The organism is Streptosporangium sp. LJ11 (assembly GCF_051918945.1).
Taxonomy (GTDB): domain Bacteria; phylum Actinomycetota; class Actinomycetes; order Streptosporangiales; family Streptosporangiaceae; genus Streptosporangium.
This window is the reverse complement of the sequence record NZ_JBPXMB010000020.1, coordinates 19,454-34,581: the sequence shown is the minus strand read 5'-3', so window position 1 is coordinate 34,581 and position 15,128 is coordinate 19,454. Positions and strand designations below refer to the sequence as shown.

General features: G+C 71.5%; 16 protein-coding genes. 8 read left to right on the top strand and 8 right to left on the bottom strand.

Features of this window, described 5'->3' with window-relative positions; genetic code table 11:
- Positions 1 to 53 precede the first annotated feature (53 nt).
- The 3 genes from ACTOQ3_RS27650 to ACTOQ3_RS27640 are packed head-to-tail and all read left to right on the top strand — an operon-like array spanning position 54 to position 4,113.
- Positions 54 to 2,240: a hypothetical protein gene (locus tag ACTOQ3_RS27650; RefSeq protein ID WP_440086322.1), complete on the top strand. Its 2,187-nt coding sequence runs from the start codon at positions 54 to 56 to the stop codon at positions 2,238 to 2,240.
- Positions 2,237 to 3,067 carry a lantibiotic dehydratase C-terminal domain-containing protein gene (locus ACTOQ3_RS27645; RefSeq protein ID WP_440086321.1) on the top strand — a complete coding sequence of 277 codons (831 nt, stop codon included), beginning with the start codon at positions 2,237 to 2,239 and terminating at the stop codon, positions 3,065 to 3,067. The genes ACTOQ3_RS27650 and ACTOQ3_RS27645 overlap by 4 nt, the downstream gene beginning before the upstream one ends.
- 5 nt (positions 3,068 to 3,072) lie before the next feature.
- Positions 3,073 to 4,113, top strand: coding sequence for a thiopeptide maturation pyridine synthase (locus ACTOQ3_RS27640; RefSeq protein ID WP_440086320.1), 1,041 nt, complete (start codon positions 3,073 to 3,075; stop codon positions 4,111 to 4,113).
- Between the two features lie 9 nt (positions 4,114 to 4,122).
- Here ACTOQ3_RS27640 and ACTOQ3_RS27635 read toward each other — a convergent pair whose 3' ends face one another.
- The 3 genes from ACTOQ3_RS27635 to ACTOQ3_RS27625 form a co-directional block, all read right to left on the bottom strand.
- Positions 4,123 to 4,746 (bottom strand): DUF305 domain-containing protein, encoded by a 624-nt coding sequence (locus tag ACTOQ3_RS27635; protein ID WP_440086319.1) that lies wholly within the window; start codon positions 4,744 to 4,746, stop codon positions 4,123 to 4,125.
- Between the two features lie 59 nt (positions 4,747 to 4,805).
- Positions 4,806 to 4,985, bottom strand: a complete 180-nt coding sequence (locus tag ACTOQ3_RS27630) for a hypothetical protein (RefSeq protein WP_440086318.1) — start codon at positions 4,983 to 4,985, stop codon at positions 4,806 to 4,808.
- 134 nt (positions 4,986 to 5,119) lie between these two features.
- Positions 5,120 to 5,791, bottom strand: coding sequence for a hypothetical protein (locus tag ACTOQ3_RS27625; RefSeq protein ID WP_440086317.1), 672 nt, complete (start codon positions 5,789 to 5,791; stop codon positions 5,120 to 5,122).
- A 162-nt stretch (positions 5,792 to 5,953) separates the two neighbouring features.
- Here ACTOQ3_RS27625 and ACTOQ3_RS27620 point away from each other — a divergent pair, with 162 nt between their 5' ends.
- From ACTOQ3_RS27620 to ACTOQ3_RS27600, 5 genes are all read left to right on the top strand, one after another.
- Positions 5,954 to 6,355: a transposase gene (locus ACTOQ3_RS27620; protein ID WP_440086315.1), complete on the top strand. Its 402-nt coding sequence runs from the start codon at positions 5,954 to 5,956 to the stop codon at positions 6,353 to 6,355.
- Positions 6,283 to 6,705: an IS3 family transposase gene (locus ACTOQ3_RS27615; RefSeq protein ID WP_440086314.1), complete on the top strand. Its 423-nt coding sequence runs from the start codon at positions 6,283 to 6,285 to the stop codon at positions 6,703 to 6,705. The genes ACTOQ3_RS27620 and ACTOQ3_RS27615 overlap by 73 nt, the downstream gene beginning before the upstream one ends.
- A gap of 659 nt (positions 6,706 to 7,364) precedes the next feature.
- Positions 7,365 to 7,574: a hypothetical protein gene (locus tag ACTOQ3_RS27610; RefSeq protein ID WP_440086313.1), complete on the top strand. Its 210-nt coding sequence runs from the start codon at positions 7,365 to 7,367 to the stop codon at positions 7,572 to 7,574.
- Complete coding sequence (locus ACTOQ3_RS27605) at positions 7,571 to 8,614, top strand: radical SAM protein (RefSeq protein WP_440086312.1); 1,044 nt, start codon at positions 7,571 to 7,573, stop codon at positions 8,612 to 8,614. Before ACTOQ3_RS27610 ends, ACTOQ3_RS27605 begins: the two co-directional genes overlap by 4 nt.
- 3 nt (positions 8,615 to 8,617) lie before the next feature.
- Positions 8,618 to 8,827 carry a radical SAM-modified peptide, FtsH ternary system-associated gene (locus ACTOQ3_RS27600; RefSeq protein WP_440086311.1) on the top strand — a complete coding sequence of 70 codons (210 nt, stop codon included), beginning with the start codon at positions 8,618 to 8,620 and terminating at the stop codon, positions 8,825 to 8,827.
- 11 nt (positions 8,828 to 8,838) lie between these two features.
- Here the strand turns inward: ACTOQ3_RS27600 and ACTOQ3_RS27595 are convergent, their stop codons facing one another.
- The 5 genes from ACTOQ3_RS27595 to ACTOQ3_RS27575 are packed head-to-tail and all read right to left on the bottom strand — an operon-like array spanning position 8,839 to position 15,113.
- The gene (locus ACTOQ3_RS27595) at positions 8,839 to 11,886 is read right to left on the bottom strand and encodes a WD40 repeat domain-containing protein (protein WP_440086310.1); all 3,048 of its coding nucleotides are present in this window, start codon (positions 11,884 to 11,886) and stop codon (positions 8,839 to 8,841) included.
- Entirely contained in the window at positions 11,883 to 13,406 is a 1,524-nt protein-coding gene (locus ACTOQ3_RS27590) for a hypothetical protein (protein WP_440086309.1), read from the bottom strand. Before ACTOQ3_RS27590 ends, ACTOQ3_RS27595 begins: the two co-directional genes overlap by 4 nt.
- A complete protein-coding gene (locus ACTOQ3_RS27585; protein ID WP_440086308.1) occupies positions 13,406 to 14,059 on the bottom strand; it encodes a hypothetical protein in 654 nt (217 codons plus the stop codon). Before ACTOQ3_RS27585 ends, ACTOQ3_RS27590 begins: the two co-directional genes overlap by 1 nt.
- A complete protein-coding gene (locus ACTOQ3_RS27580) occupies positions 14,056 to 14,319 on the bottom strand; it encodes a hypothetical protein (RefSeq protein ID WP_440086307.1) in 264 nt (87 codons plus the stop codon). The genes ACTOQ3_RS27585 and ACTOQ3_RS27580 overlap by 4 nt, the downstream gene beginning before the upstream one ends.
- 2 nt (positions 14,320 to 14,321) lie before the next feature.
- Positions 14,322 to 15,113, bottom strand: coding sequence for a hypothetical protein (locus tag ACTOQ3_RS27575; RefSeq protein ID WP_440086306.1), 792 nt, complete (start codon positions 15,111 to 15,113; stop codon positions 14,322 to 14,324).
- Between the last annotated feature and the right edge of the window lie 15 nt (positions 15,114 to 15,128).

Below are 15,128 nucleotides of genomic sequence, written 5' to 3'. Positions count from 1 at the left end.
GCCGAGGGCGCCCACGGCACGGGCGCCCTCGGTCACGGGATGAAGGAGTGTCCTTGTCGCGAACAGCTCAGCCCGCCGACCGAGATTACGTCGTGGCGCCGATCTTCGCCATCCGGGTGGCCGGGCTGCCCGCCGACGGGTTGCGGCAGTTGCGGTGCGAGCGCACGTGGAGGCTCGTCGACGAGCTGCTCGAGGTCGCCCGCACGCTGGCGGACGAGGGCCGGGCGATGTCCGGCCCCCTGCACGAGGTGATCGGCACGGGCGTGTTCAAGCCGATCCTGGTGGCGCTGCGCCGCGACCTCTTCCGAGGCCGCCGCCCGGACCGGCGGGCGACCGCGCCGCAGGTGCTCGCCGCCCTCCCCGAGGAGCTGCGGGTACGGGTCCTCGCCTGGACCGCCCTCAAGGACCTCCACGACACGCTGGCAGCCGACCTGCCCGCCGTCCACGAGGCCGAACGGCGGGAGAAGGCCGAGCTCCTGCGCGTGCTGGCCGAGGACGCGACCTTCCGCCGGGGGCTCGAGCTCGGCAGCCCGATCCTGGCCGCGCGCACGTCCCCGTCGCGCCAGGAGGCGGTCAAACTGGCCCGCTACCTGGCCCGCGCCACCATGAAGACCAGCCCCTATGCGACGTTCGCGTGGAGCGGTTTCGGCACCTGGACCGACGACGGCCCCATGGCCGCCCCGCCCGCCGACCTGACGTGGCGGGAGGTCGTCGACCTCGACCGTGCCGTGTTGCGCCCGCTCTGGGTGACGTTGTCGCGGCACGCGGAGGCCGCGGAGACGCGGGTGAACCCGACCGCGTTCGAGGAGGACGGCCGCATCTGGTTCCTCGGCCCGACCGCGACGGAACCGCTGCTCAGCGTGCCCGCGACCGAGCCGGTGAAGGCTGCGCTCGCGGAACCGGCCAGGGCGCTGGCCGACATCGGGCTGGTGGAGCTCGTGCCGCCGTACGGCGAACACGACGACGACCCGCTGACCAAGCTGGGCGTCGAGGAGGACGTGAAGGCGATCCGCGACCTGCTCGCCCCGAGGGAGATCCCGGAGCGGAACCTGTTCTGGCACAACGCCGTCATCCCCGGCGACGCGGGCCGGTGCGGCCGGGAGGCGTGGCGCCCGGCGCTCGACGACCTGAACCGGCTGCGGAAGGGGCTGGCCCTGTTCGACGGCGACCTCCCGGTGAAACTGGCCGCCGCCGACTTCTTCCTGCGCCGGTACGGCCCCGGCGCCGCCGTCCCCGTCATGAGCTTCTACCGCGCCGTCCACAGTGCCCCGGGACCGCTGCGCGACCTGGTCCGCGATCCCTTCGCGGCCGCTCCCGGCCACGCGGACCTGCGCGAACGTTTCCTGCGGACCGGCGAGCCCCCCGACGACGACCGGTTCCGCGCCCCGGGTTCGATCTGCGTCTACGCCCAGGCGCTCCCGGAGGGCCGCCTGGTCGTCAACACCGTCACCGCCGGTTACGGGAAGGGGCTGTCCCGTCTCCACCACCAGCTGCGCCGGATCGGCCACGCCCCGGACGCGTCGGCGCTGCGGGCCCCGCAACGCGACACCAGGATCGCCGAGGTCACGGGCGCCCTCGGCAGCGGCCTGAACCTCCGCACCACCACGGCCGATGTGACGATCGACTACCCGTACACCACGGGTGGAGGCCTGCACCCCTCGGCGTTGACGGTGCGGCTCGACGGTTCCCGGCTGGCGTTGTGGGCCGACGGCGGGAAGGTGCGCCCGATGCACCTGGGCATGACCGCCCAGCACTGGTTGCCGCCGTGGTTGCAGTTCCTGGTCAGGGTCTTCGGCGAACCGTCGGTCGCGATGGTGCCCGGCTGGGTGTTGCGCCCCGGCCCGGTGCCGCCGCGCGGCCGGATCGACCACCTGCCCCGCCTCGACCTGGGCGTGGTCACGCTGGCCCGCGAGTGCTGGCGGCTGCGCGCCGCCGACTTCCCCTCGGGCGGCCCGCCCGCGCTGGCGTCGTGGTTGCGCGACCACGGCATGCCGCGGCGTTTCTTCGCCCGGGTCCTGGACCTGCGCGACGGCCTGCTCGCGGGCCTGCTCGGCAAACACCGCAAGCCCATGTACGTCGACGTCACCGACCCCTTCCTGCTCGCCGGCCTGCGCCACGCGGCCGGGAACCCCGACGCCCTGATGGTCGTCGAGGAGACCCTGCCCACCCCCGAGGACGCCCCCGTCTACCCCGGCGGCCCGCGCGTCACCGAGTACGTCATCCAGGTGAGCGCCCCGTGACCCCCTGGCAGAGCGCCCACCTGTTCCACACCGGCGACCTCGACGACCTGATCCGCGCCGTCGTCACCCCGCTGGCCCGGTCGGCGACGGCCTGCTTCTACCTGCGCTACTGGGAGTCGGGCCCCCACGTGCGGCTGCGCCTGAAAGGGGTGCCCCGCGACGAGATCAGGGCCCGAGCCGCCCGGTGGTTCGCCGACCACCCGTCGCCCGCCGTCGACGCCCCGGCCTACCGGCGGCTGGCGGCCGTGCTCGCGGAAGGGGAACGCCGCGAGAGTTACGACCCCGCCCTCCACCCGGCCGACAGCGTGGTATTCATCCCGTATGAGCCGGAAGAGCGCGTCTACGGAAACATGCCCGCCGTCGAACGACATTTCGGCGTCTCCAGTTCCCTCGCGCTCGACGTCCTCCACGGCGCGCCCGCGATGGAACGCAGGACCGCCGTCGGCCTCGCCGTGCTCACGCTGACGATGGCCGCCTGCCAGCCCGACCTCGCCGAAGCGGCCCGCCGCCTGCCCCCGCACGACCCCGGCGGCCTCCCGGCCGCGCTGGTCACCCAGACCGAACGCCTCTGGCACCTGAAGGACGGCCCCGGTCTGCTCGGCACCTGGGCCGCCTCGATCAACGACCTGGCCGCGAGCATCCCGGCGACGACCGGCGACGCGGGCTCAGCCCACGCCCACCTGGCCGTCATCGGCGACGACGCACAACGGGCCCGCGTGCTGCTGCGCTGCGCCCACCTGTTCCACAACCGGATCGGCCTGCGCCCCGGCCCGGAATCGCACATCTCGACTCTCGCGGCCCGCGCGCTGGCCGCGCTGCGGAGGTGACCGCCATGTGGCACAGCGTCCACGTCTTCTACCACGAGCCGGACAAGGACCCCCTGCTCCTCGACGCCGTCCGGCCCCTGCTGGCCGACATCCGCGACCACGTCGAGGCGGCGTACGTGGTGCGCCACTGGCGGCAGGGCCCCCACCTGCGCATCAACGTGAAGACCGACCGGCGGATGTGGGAGGAGGTGGTGCGCCCCCGCGTCGGCACGGTCGTCGGCGAATGGTTGCGCGACCACCCGTCGACGTACGTGGTGGACCAGGCCGAGAGCCTGGCGCGGCACCGCCTCATGGCCGCGCGCGAGCAGGAGCACGGCCCGCTCACCCCGTGGCCCGCCGACAACTCGATCGTCGAGTTCCCGTTCGACGACCGCCGCCACGTCCTGGGCGGCGACGAGGCCGTCGACCTGCTGACCGCGTTCTACAGCGACAGCACCCCGCTCCTGTTCACGATGCTCGACCACTGCCGCGACGGCCGCGACACCAAGTCGGACCTGGCCATGGCCCTGCTCCTGACGGTCGCGCACACCTCCCACCCGATCGAGCGCAGCTACCTGTCGTTCCGGGTGCACGCCGAGGGCTACCTCATGTGGTCCAAGGACCCCGAGGCCGCCCGGCGCTCCTTCGACGAGGTGTACGGCTCCCGCCGCGCCCTGCTCACCCAACGGGTCAGGCAGGTCGTGGACACCATCGACGCAGACGGGGACAGCCCGTTCGTCCGGGAGTGGGCGGCGCTCGTGGAGACCTACCGCGCGAGGGCCGACCGCGTGGTGCACCTGCTGCCGACCATGGACGACACCCCGGCCGAGACGAGGGGCGAACTGCACACCCTGATGTTCGGCACCCCCGGCTACCGCCGCGACATGTTCGCCCGCCCCGACTTCCTGCGCTACCGGGTGGTGCTCAACTACACCTACCTGCACCTGACGAGGCTCGGCCTGACCCCGCTCGACCGCTTCCGCACCTGCCACCTGCTCGCGAACGCGGTCGAGGAGGTCTACGGCGTCTCCGGCCTGGAGTCGATGCGCCGCTACGCCCTCGGCTAGCGGGACGGATCACCTTGCCGGCAGGCCCTTCGTGCGGCCGACCTCGATCTGCCGCCCCGTGACGATGTCGGTGGCCAGGGTGCGCATCAGCCGGCCGCGGCCGCCCTTGAGCCGTTCGCCCGCCATCGTGATCGCGCCCTCGTGGTGGCGGATCATCAGCGTCGGGAACAACCGGTCGAAGGCGGCGCGCCGAGCCGACCGGAGCCGGTTCATCTCCGCCAGGCAGGCATGCCGTAGCCCGTCAGGTGGGCGTGGTCGGCGGGCGCCTCGCGGCCGAGCCGGGTCAGCCAGCCGGTCAGCACCCCGATCTCGGGCCGCCGCGTCTCCGGCCTCGGCATGGGCCTTGGCCAGACACGAGCCGTACCAAGCACGATCCCGCTTGTAGCTCTCCGGCAGACCGGACAGCCCTTCCGTCAGCAAGTCGATCGCCTTTGGCCAGTCGGCGAGGTGGAGCTCGGTCATGCCGCGCTGGAGACGGAACCACGTCTCGTCGTAGAAGTACATCCACACCGGCTCGTCGTCGGCGTGCTCGGCGGCCTGGCGGATCAGGGCCTCGGCCTCGTCCAGCAGCGTGCGGGCGGGTCGGGCATCACCGGCGAGCGCGTGACCTCGGGCGGCCATCTGCGCGGCCATCCCCCGCACCCCTGGTGTCACCCGACCCTCGTGCCGACAGGCCGCGTCCCGCCGCGATCTCAGCTGCGCGCGCGGATCAGCATGACCAGCCCGGCAATGAACGACCCGAGCAGGACCGGCGACAGGACCGCGAGGCCGCCCCACACGACGAGGCCGAGATAGCCGAGCGCGGACGAACCGTACGCCGGGTCGGCGTCGGCGGCCGCGAACAGCCCCAGTCCGAGGACGACACCGACCACCGTGAGCGCGATCGGCCCGCCAGCGCACGATTCCCGGGCCGGCCCTTCGCCGGGATCCTGTTCACGCGGCCTCCGCGCTCCGAACCCACCGTCCGCGCCTCCCGCCGCCGCATCACGGGCGCGCCGCCTGCCCGTCAGTCCTTCCTGCTGTCCCAGGGGTCGCCGATCCAGCCGTCGAAGGAGGGGATCAGGGCCACGAGGGCGGCTCCGAGCCGCCAGTCCAGCTCCGGCGCGTACAGATGTACCGTGTCCCCGGACGACTTGAACTCAAGCGGGACCTGTCCGCCGGAGCGCCACTTGATGCGGCGTGGACCGCGCGGGAAGTCGCCGCCGCCGCCGAACAGGGCGGCCACGAGGATGAGCGGCAGCAGGGGCGAGCAGAGCCACCACACGCACCACCAGAACAGCCGGCCCTTGTACCCCACCGCGTCGGGGCTGCCGGCGCGGCTCACCGTCCAGCGTGTGCGCAGTCCCTGGCTGAACGCCTTGTCGCGCGTGAACATACCGAGCGGTTCGCCGTGCGGGCCGAGTACCTTGAACTGTGCCCGCCCGCTGCCCGCGGAGACGGTGACCAGGGTGGCGACCCGCGCCTGGCGATGCTCGTCCGCCCACAGGACGAAGGAGCGGGCTCCGCTCTTCCGGGCCGCGAGGTAGGCGGATATGCCGTTGGGCAGCACCTCGCGTTCCACATAAGCGACCGGCCGCGAAGTTCCCGGTCCGTCGGAGAAGCTGATCCGGCAGTCGAGCTGCCCGCCAGGGGCGGTCCTCAGTCGCCGCAGTGCTTGCAAGGTCAGAGTGCTGGTCACCTGACGGGCTCCTTCGCGCGTGCTTGTGTCGAACGGTCAGCACGAAGGTACGCGTGCGCGGCCCCCGTTGTTCCCTTGATGAGGGTTTGATCCCTGGTGTGCCCCTGGTCTTGTGGAGGCGGGTTCTTGGATTCCTGTGCCACTCGTTGAGAGGAGAGTGGCATGGGACGGCGTGGCTACCCATCGGAGTTCCGGCGCAAGGTGCCAGATCTCGTTGAGGCGGGCCGCACGGTCACCGACGTGGCCCGTGACCTGGACATCAGCAGCCAGACGATCCATTCCTGGCGTCGACAAGACCACATCGACCGCGGCCTGGAGCCCGGCCTGACCAGCAGCGAGAAGGCCGAACTGCTCGCGGCCAGGCAACGCATCGCCGAGCTGGAGACCGAACTGCAGGCCACCCGCCGCGCGATCGAGCCGGTGCGAGAGGTGGTGCCCCCAAAAGGCGGTTCGAAGCCATCGCGGTCGAGGTCGCCTGCCGCGTCCTTCGGGTGTCGGTCTCGGGCTACTACGCCTGGCGCAACCGGCCCCCCTCCCCGCGCGCGATCCGGCACGCCTGGCTGACCGACCTGATCACTCAGGTGCATACCGGCTCCCGCAGCACCCATGGTGCCCGCCGTGTACACGCCGAGCCGCGGCTGGGCCACGGCGTGCCGGTCAGCCACGGCGCAGTGAAACTCCTGATGCGCCGGGCCGGACCGGCCGGGGTCACCGGCCGGCCCAGGTGGCGCCGGTCCACACCCGACCAGATCGCCACCGACCTGGTCGACCGCCAGTTCTCCCAAAGCGCACCGAATCAGCTCGCCAACGCCATCTTCGAGTACCTGGAGATCCGACACAACCGCAGACGGCGTCACAGCAGCCTCGCCATGCTGACCCCGACAGAGTTCGAAAACACGACCATCGTGGCATGACAATCCAGAAACGCGACTCCACCGGACCCGGGGCAGACCACCGACTCCACGAAAGCCGGGGTACATCAAAGTCTCCAGCAATCCCGGCGCGGTTCAGGTCCTGACTCGTGTCCCCACCGATATCCTCCGCAACACGGCGAACAACAAGAACACGAACCGCATGACGTGCATCCGAACAGGAAAATCGATCAGATGGTTCACGCTGGAACAGTCTGGAGCACCGCGTAAAGGAACCACCGGAAGGGCTTCACTCCTTGAAGGCCACCTAGGTGCCGCCCGCATCCGGGCATCCCGCACGACAGGATGAAAAGGTCCACCACCAGGGCCGATGACTGCCGGATTTCTTGTCACGCGCTGATCAAGGACGACGCCGAGAACCGAATATCCGGAGAATCCACGACAGAGCGCGCAGAACACGAAGTCGACGGAACTCACGCCATCCACAATGAGTGAGTTTCCCGAAGGTGGAATTCTCTGGATATGCCAGCGGGCTTCGCGATGAGGGCTTACGTTGGAAACGGCGGAGGAGGGTGCCGGTGAGAGCACGGACACGGTTGACGAGACGGTCCGTCCGGCTGGTCACGCCAAGCGACGCCGACCGGTGGACCCACGTCCCTCCGTCGTCGCCTCCGCACCGGCCCGACCGGCACCCGCCAGTGGTGATCGACGGGTGTCGCGCGACGGAGCCGGCCGACGGAGCACCCACCGACTTCGCCGACTCGTTCGCCGACCGGGCCGCGGCGGCCGGAGTGAGCGGCACCGAGATGACGCCGGAACAGGAGCTCGCCGGCCGGGCCATGGAGCTGTCCCCGGTCGAGTTCGCGAACGGCGCGGGCGTTCAGCGGGCGCCCGGAGGGCCTCGCGCATGACCGTCGACCCCGCCACCGACATCGGAGCCGACTCCGGTCGTCCCGCACGCTGGATCCCGGCGGTGCTCGGTGAGCCCACCGCGCGTGGAATCCGGTGCCGGCTCTGCCCACACCACTGCGTTGTCAAGCAGGGGCAAGTAGGAGCCTGCAAGGTACGGCGCGGCGGCCCGGACGGGCTGGAGACCGCGACGTTCGCCACCACGGTCGTCCACGTCGATGCGGTGGAACGGAAGCCGTTCTTTCACTACCGGCCCGGCATTCCCAGCGTGACTCTGGCCGCGCCGGGCTGTTCGTTCCGGTGCGGCTACTGTGTCAACTTCCGGATCTCCCAGTACGGCCGCGACGACAGGGCTGTCTGGGAAGCGCGAGAGGTCGACCCGCGGGAGATCGTGACACGGGCAGCCGGTCTGGGCGGCTGCGTGGCGCTCTCCTACACCGAGCCGTCCCTCGCTCTGGAGCTCACCCTCGAGCTGGCGCGCCACGGGCGGGAGCAGGGCGTCGAGGTGGTCTGGAAGAGCAACGGCTTCCTCACGCCGGAGGCGGTCGAACTGGCGGCGCCCGCGCTCGCGGCCGTGAACATCGACCTCAAGGGGGTCGACGAGGAATCCCATCACCGGCTCACCGGCGGCTCGGTCCGGCCCGTGATCGATACGATTCGCGCCTTCCGCGATCTGGGCGTGTGGGTCGAGGTCTCCACGCCTTTGATCCCCGGCGTCTCGGCACCGAAGCCGATCGCCGAGGTCATCGCGGGAATCGATGCCGGCATTCCGTGGCATCCGATGCGGTTCAGTCCCGCGTACCAGATGGCGGATGAGCGTCCGACAAGCCCGGGAGAATTGGCCGACGCGGTCGCGGCCGGCCAAGCGGCCGGGCTCCGGCATGTATACGTCGAGCGGGCGCTCGGGGCCGAAGGCCGGGCCACCCGCTGCCCTGGCTGCCAGAGCGTGGTGGTGAGCCGCGAGATATGGTCCCTGACCGAGAACCGGTTGGAAGAGGGGCACTGCCCCGACTGCGGAACTGCTCTCGAAGGACGATGGTGAACCATGAGCGAGTACCGATTCGTCGAAGATCTGCCCGATCTCATTCAGCCCGAGGAGTACCCCGACCACCCTGAAGGCCGGTTGGTCCGGCTGCGGATCTCCGTCACCGCCGACGGGGTCGAGATCCTGGGCGACGCGTTCCGCCCCGAGGTCCTGGAGAAGATCCTCGCCGGGCTCGACCCCGAGGAGATCGAGCAGATGCTCTGCGGCTGAGCTCTCGGCCGCTAGGAGCGGTCGGTGACGATCGCACCGATCACCGCGTGCAGTTCCTCCGGGTCGGCGTCGGCCCCCAGAAGGTGGGTGCGCGGCGTCTGGTCTTCTGCCGCCACTCCCGGGTAACGTACCCGGACGACGTGCAGACCTGAGCGGGGTGAGCAGGCCAGGAACGGATGGGTCAGCAGCACCAGGCGCGGCAGCCCGGTCAGCGGGTCGCTGAGCTGCCCGGCCGCCTCGTCGGCTGCGGCCAGCGCCCGGGGCAGTGAGGGCCGCTCGACGCTGCCGGCCGTCCACACGTGGACGAGGTCGGCCATGCCGTCCAAAAACCGGGCCCGGCCTGAGCTCAGCAGCACCAGCGCGCACCTGCGGTGCTGCCTGATGGCGATCGAGGCGAGCAGGTTCGCGGTCAGCCGCAGGGTGACTCCGATCGCACCGTGCGCCGCCGGCGTGTCGTCGAGGATCAGCACAACGGGCTGTGCGTCGGTAGGAAGCTCACCCTGCCGTGTCCGGTACAGCAACTCGTCCCGCGACATCTTGGCGGTCAGCACCAGTCGCGGCAGCGCGAGTTGGGTAGGCAGCAGCGAGGGCAGTTCCCCGTTCCTGGCGATCCCGGCCCGCGTGTCTCCCAGCCCCTGCCCCTGCGACGTTCCGTCGGAGCGCAACGCCGACCTCAGCCCCAGCAGCCGCCGCTGCCTTGGGGTCAGGGACCAGCCGCCGAAGCTGTGGGCGCGCAGCCGTGCCAGAAGGTCGGGCTCCATGGCGACCGCGTCCGGCCCCAACAGGATGGCGAGGATCTCGACTGAATCGTCGATCCGGTCCAGTTCGGCGAGCAGCTCCGGGATGGGCGGTTCGTACGGCCGGGTGGCCACCGGCAGCCCGCCCAGCGCCAGCTCGACGGCCGCCCGCAGGTCGTCCTGCACCGCGTCCGCAGGTGGCGGTTGGGCGTCCTTGCCGGAAAGACCGGACGCGACCAGCACCGCCAACCCGATCACCGCCTCCGGCGGCCAGCGCAGCCCGCGCAGGATCGCCAAGCCGGGATGGCCGTCGAGCGGGGCCAGCGGACCGGCGTCCCGGCCCAGCAGCAGTGACACCAGGTCGGCGAGCAGTGCGAGAGAGACCATCGTGCCCCCGGCGGCCATGCCTGCGGCGAGCGCGGCCAGCATGGGCTCGGGATACGGGAGCGTCGCCGCGAAGTCGTCGACCAGGAGCGGAAGCGTCAATTGCCACTGGATCACCCGCCCGTCGTCGTGGACTACGGCGAACCGGCCGTCCGCCGCCCAGTCCACCGCCGTTACCGGACGTCGCTCCGCCGCCGGTGGGACGGTCAGGACCGGTCTGCCCCGCCGGACGTCCCACAGGTCGACGGCCCCGATCACGTGCGGCGACGCGATCGCGAGCAAGCGTGAATCCGGTGACCACGCCAGGGCCAGCACACCGTTTGGAGGAGTGGATCGTCCGAGCGCCTGGTCGGCGGTCCAGGTACGGGTGGACCAGAGTGTGACCGGGGCGTTCACATAGTCAACCGCGATCCAAGCCCCATCCGGAGACCATGAGGCGGCAGTGGGGCGAGCCGAGCCGTGTGCCAGCCGTCGAGCGCGGACCAGCGTCTCGCCCTCCCAGATCACGACCGCCTCGGCGGAGGGCGCGGCCAGCAGCGAACCGTCCGGCGCCCATGCAGGGGTCGAAACCCCGTCCCTCACCGGGACCAGGCGCGGCTTGTCCCAGGTCCGGTCGTAGACGAGCAACTCGGTCGCGACCCGGCCCCGCTTGGCGGGAGCGGTCACGGCGAGCGCCTGAGGCGCCCACGCCGCCGGCCCCATTCCCGCCACCTTGGCGGCCTGGCTGCCGTCGTCCGCGTCGAGCACGGTGAGTTCGCCGTCGTCACCGGTGACCGCGACGAAGTGGTCGTAGGCGGCCAGCGGTCCCGGCCGGACCTTGACCTTCCACCGGCGCTCGCCGTCCGCCGCGTGCCGCGTGACCCGGCTCCTGTCCCGATCACCGAGGATCCAGCCTTCGGCGGCCCATGCGAAGGAGGCTTGTTTCGCGAGCTGCCTCGGCACCGGCGGTGGTGTCACGTCGTGGGCCGCCCGGCCGATCGAACGCGCCACGCCGGCCGCCCACCGGCGCAACGCGACCGTCGTCCGCCGCTCGGTCGAAGGGAGTCGTGTGTCGGCCAGCTGGTAGAGCGCCACGGTCGCCGGGTCGGCGCGTACGGCCAGCAGCCCGGTCTCGTTGACGTGCAGGTGTGAGAACTCGGCCACCGCCGCCGAGAGCACGGTCGGCGAGGTCTGGCGTTCACGCAGCTGACGGTCGAGCAACCGGACCGACCCGTCGGGCATGCCGACGAACAGCGTCGACCCGGTCCGGCTGAAACCCAACCCCAACGGCCGGTCGCCGACCACGAACGGCGGCGCCGTCTCGACGCGTCCGGAGACGCCGATCGCCCGTACATCCCGAAGTCCGGCCACCGCGATCAGGGCACCGTCCGGTGACCAGGCGAGCCGGAGCGGATAGATGTCCCCCATGTTGATCGACGAGATCATCGTCTGCGGGTCCAGGGTCCAGAACTGGGTGGAGCGCGGCCGGGTGACGCACAGCTCCTCGACTCCAGGCCGCCAGGCGAGCGCGCTCACCGGGTCCCCGCCGCCACGTAGGCGGGTGACCTGCCCGGTGGCCTGCTCCCACAGCAGCACCGCGCCGTCCTGGGTGCCGACCGCGAGAGTCACCCCGTCATGCGCCAGCGCCAGCGCCGTGACGTCCCGCCGTTCGGCCATATCGGGCGGGACCCGCAGCGCATCACCGGTCGCGGCGTCGAGCATGCTCAGGGCGCCGCCCGCGAGCAGGGTCACCGTGTCGCCGCCGGTTCCCCATACGGCCTCCGCGACGAAGGGGGCGGGAGTGTCCCATGGCCGGGACCACACCACCCTCCCGTCCGCGGTCTCCCGTAGTTCCGCCAGCGCGGGTCCGACGATGACGATGGCCGTTCCGTCAGGCGACAGGCGTACACAGCGGCATTCATGGGCGGGGATGGTGGCCACCGCCTGGGGGGCGCTCACTGGTCGGTCCCCGCTGCGAGCTCGTAGAGCCTGGCCGCCAGCAGGGGCTCACCGGCCTCCCAGTACTTCCGGGCGGCCTCGGACAGTTTGCCCTGTTGTTCGAGCAGGAAGCCCTCCGATCTCAGACCGGTCCGGACGGCATCGGCCGGGTCGGCCTCGACGGCGACCTCGGTGACGCGAGCGTCGGCGGCGTCCACGCGTTCCAGGATCGCCTGAGCCGTGGGTGAGAGGGATCCCGCCTGAGCGTCCGCCGCCACGGTCCTGCCCAGCCACAACGACCAGATCGGGACAGTGTGTCCGGTCGACAGGCGGTGGGTCTCGCCCGCGCGGACGACCACCAGGCTCTCGGAGTTCAGCGCGAACAGTGCCGCGCGCGCCGCGGCGGGGAGCCCCGGCTGCAAGCGGTAACCGGATTCCAGGTAGAGCGCTCCGGGCCCGACCCTGTGCAACGGAATCCCGAACGGCACGTCCGGCAGGTCGCGGCCCGGTTCGGCGAGCAGGTGCCAGCCCGCTCCCAGCACCAGGAAGGCGCGCTCCCCGGTGGGGTGGCCGGTCAGGAAACGGCGTACCGGCGGCAGCTCGTCGTCACTGAGCAGCAGGGCGTCGATGGTGCGTGCCTGCTCATCAGGTACGAGCCGGACTTCCACTCCCAGATCGGGCGGGAAACGTCCGGCGGGCGGGGCGGGCGGGGGGCGCAAGGCGTCGGCCGCCCGCAACGGCGGCGTCTGTTCGTTGCCGCGCTCGACGATCTGCCACAGGCCCAGCTCCGCGGTGAGCAGCCACTGTTCGCCGACCGGCACCCACCGGGCCAGTTCCTCGTCGGGGAGCGGGAGGCTCAGCCGGTGATCGACGAGCAGCCGATCGGTCCCGGTCCGGCAGACGACCGTCTGCGGCAGGCCGGCCAGCGCGTACGCCACCGACTTCGGCACGGTGCGGCCGCGGCCGGTCACCCGGACCAGCACGGCCGGCCAATGCTCCGGACCGTTCAGGTGGGCGAGCGCGACCCGGACATCGAGGTCCCCGGCGTGGAACCGGTCGATCAGCCATCGGGCGATGGGGCCGGTCGTGACGACCAGTAGCTCGCGCTGTTCCCCGCCGCCGTCGCCCGGCGCGAACCCCGCCGCCAGTTCGAGCCACGACACCCGCGGCCAGGCGTCGACGTCGGCCCACGCCTGCACCCGTCCGCGCGGCGACACCAGGTTCGGGCCCGCCGGCAGGTGGACCGTACCGCCCAGAGCCCAGGAAAGTTCGGCTTCGGATGGACGTGATTGGCTGACGATCACCCAGACAGCACCATCCGGGCCCCGGCGGGTGGGCGGGTAGCGTCGGCGATCATCGTCCCGTATCGCGGCCAGGAAGGTCAGCGCGTCGGCGGGCACCGTGAACCTGGACGCGAACACGTCCTGCGGCGCGAGCGCTCCCTCGGGTTGCGGGGCGGCCGGCGCCGACTCCTGGTCGAGCCGGGTGATGTGGAAACCACCCGGGCGGGGTTCCCGGCTGTTCTTGCGCCACCTCGCCATCACAGGTCCCGTTCTGGGATCCCGGCCATCCCGCCGAGAGCCTGCCCGCCCCAGGCGCGCCAGCGAGCCACCACGCCGCGCTGTCCGCATCGGTACGCCGCCGCGAAGACCTGGGCCGCCAGGTCGGGCCGACCGACCTGGTCCGCGGCCTGGACGGCCCAGCGTTCCACCCGGGCCCGTTCGCTGGCGGGGTTCACCTCGGCCAGCTTCTCCTCCACCTCGAGGAGCGCGTCGATGAGCGACTGGGGCCGCCCTTCCAACGCGGCGCAGAGCGCCTCGGCGATCCGGTGCCGCAGCCGGGCGCCGGGCTGAGTCGGGCGAACCTGGGTGAGGAGGCGCCTGGCCTGCGCGGATCGCCGCGCGTCCGCGACCAGGGTCCATCCGGCCTCCAGCAGCTGACCGGCCTGTTCGAGCAACTCAGCGGCGTCCTCGGGACGGCCGAGTTCGAGGAGACAGCGTGCCGCTTCGCCGGTGAGGCCGGCCCGCTGGTAGCAGCGTGCCGCCTCGGCGACGTCATCCGCCCTGCGGTAGAGCTCCGCCGCCGCCACCGGCTCACCCGCGCCCTCGCGGCACCGGGCGGCGTCGGCGAACCGTCCGACCTGCTCGAAGCAGAGCGCGGCCTGCCCGAGCAGGTGGACACGTCCCGCGGTCATTCCTTCGCTTCCTCACGTGCGGGCGTGGGCGGAAATTCCTCAGCGGACTGATACGTGAGCGGGGTCGCGTCACCGCCGACCGTGTCCGGCATCACCTGCTCCGGCGCGGGACGCCGTTCGACGATCCTGCCCACCTCGACCGCGATCCGGTCGTGGACCGATTCGTGCTCGGCCTCCGGCTCGACGCTGATGTCCTCGACGATGAACTTTTCGACCTCGCCCGTCCTGCTGTCGATCCTGAAGTGCACCCGGACCCGCATGACTACCTCTCCACCTCGAACTGGATCTGAATGACGCCGTCTTCCTCGATGACCTGGAGGTTCTCGCCGTGCTGGGCGGCATAGGCCTGCAGCGCGTTCGAGTAGCCCATCGCGACCAGCTGCATGATCGCTTCAAGACACTCGTGCTGGACGGCTTCGAGACTCCGGGCCGCGGCCTGGTCGAGTTCCTGTCGCATCTCGTCGGCGCGCAGGGTCAGCCGCCGCTGCGCGTCGTGCCGCGCCTCCTCCTTCGCCTCGTCCACATGCTGGTTGAGCGCGTGTTTGGCGGCCTCCTTGGCCTGCTGGACGAGCGCCTCCTTGCGCTCGGCGGCCAGGCCGTCGAGTTCGGCCTCGGCCGCGGCCTTGGCCCGGGCGCGCGCGGCCTCCTTGGTCCGGCCGCGAAATCCGTCGCGGTAGTAGCCGTCGCTCGCTTCGGCCACGATCTCGTCCACGATCTCGCCGGACGCCTCGAGCCTGGCGGTGCCGACCGCCTCGATGGCCGCACTGAGCTGAACAACGATCTCGATCTCTCCGGTGCCGGGCTGGTAGGTGGTCTCTCCGCCGGGTACCGACCTGCGGTATTTCCCGTCCTGCCACACCCATTCGGAATTGTCGGCCACAGCCTGGTCGAAGGCCGCGAGGGCGGCCGGCGGGAGCAGGTCGGCGATCGACTGGGTGAGCCGGGCCTCGGACGTCACATCGCCGGTTACCGTCGCGGCCTGCTCGATCTCGGCCTTCCACGCTTCAGCGATCCTGCGTGTTGCCTGTACGCGGATGCGCCGGGGGTTGCACATGCCGTCCCTCCCTGG

Excerpts from the sequence above, each read along its gene's own strand:
- ACTOQ3_RS27640 (WP_440086320.1), top strand. The coding sequence starts at position 3,073 with ATGTGGCACAGCGTCCACGTCTTCTACCACGAGCCGGACAAGGACCCC.
- ACTOQ3_RS27635 (WP_440086319.1), bottom strand. The coding sequence starts at position 4,746 with ATGGCCGCGCAGATGGCCGCCCGAGGTCACGCGCTCGCCGGTGATGCC.
- ACTOQ3_RS27620 (WP_440086315.1), top strand. The coding sequence starts at position 5,954 with ATGGGACGGCGTGGCTACCCATCGGAGTTCCGGCGCAAGGTGCCAGAT.
- ACTOQ3_RS27605 (WP_440086312.1), top strand. The coding sequence starts at position 7,571 with ATGACCGTCGACCCCGCCACCGACATCGGAGCCGACTCCGGTCGTCCC.
- ACTOQ3_RS27600 (WP_440086311.1), top strand. The coding sequence starts at position 8,618 with ATGAGCGAGTACCGATTCGTCGAAGATCTGCCCGATCTCATTCAGCCC.
- ACTOQ3_RS27590 (WP_440086309.1), bottom strand. The coding sequence starts at position 13,406 with ATGGCGAGGTGGCGCAAGAACAGCCGGGAACCCCGCCCGGGTGGTTTC.
- ACTOQ3_RS27585 (WP_440086308.1), bottom strand. The coding sequence starts at position 14,059 with ATGACCGCGGGACGTGTCCACCTGCTCGGGCAGGCCGCGCTCTGCTTC.
- ACTOQ3_RS27580 (WP_440086307.1), bottom strand. The coding sequence starts at position 14,319 with ATGCGGGTCCGGGTGCACTTCAGGATCGACAGCAGGACGGGCGAGGTC.
- ACTOQ3_RS27575 (WP_440086306.1), bottom strand. The coding sequence starts at position 15,113 with ATGTGCAACCCCCGGCGCATCCGCGTACAGGCAACACGCAGGATCGCT.